The sequence below is a fragment of the Mesorhizobium sp. M5C.F.Ca.IN.020.29.1.1 genome (genome assembly GCF_003997375.1).
Taxonomy (GTDB): domain Bacteria; phylum Pseudomonadota; class Alphaproteobacteria; order Rhizobiales; family Rhizobiaceae; genus Mesorhizobium; species Mesorhizobium wenxiniae.
This window is the reverse complement of the sequence record NZ_RZSW01001202.1, coordinates 1-427: the sequence shown is the minus strand read 5'-3', so window position 1 is coordinate 427 and position 427 is coordinate 1. Positions and strand designations below refer to the sequence as shown.

The window sequence follows — 427 nt, the reverse complement described above, 5'->3', positions numbered from 1 at the left end:
CCGAGCCGGCGCCGCCCTCGTTCAACGAGGCGTCCGTATAGCTGCCCGCCGCCACCGAGACCGAGCCGGTGCCGGCAAAACCGTCGGTCGCGGTGAACGTCGCCGTGTAGACCAGCGGGTCGGACGTCGCGGCCAGGCCGCTCAGCGTGCCGCCGGCGGCGGCGATGTCGTCCGCTGTGAAGCCGACCGGCGCCTTGCTGAAGCTGAACGTCACCGTCGAGCTGGCATCGCCGTCGCTGAGCGCGCTGTCGGCGATGTCGACCGTGACCGTTGGATTCTCGCGGTCGATCGCCACCGTGTCCGAGCCGGCGCCGCCCTCGTTCAACGAGGCGTCCGTATAGCTGCCCGCCGCCACCGAGACCGAGCCGGTGCCGGCAAAACCGTCGGTCGCGGTGAACGTCGCCGTGTAGACCAGCGGGTCGGACGT

The 427-nt window shown here is 71.2% G+C and carries 1 protein-coding gene; it reads right to left on the bottom strand.

Features of this window, described 5'->3' with window-relative positions; translation table 11 throughout:
- Window positions 1-427 (bottom strand): Ig-like domain-containing protein (locus EOA85_RS37985; protein WP_245486432.1); only part of this gene is annotated, 427 nt, incomplete at both ends.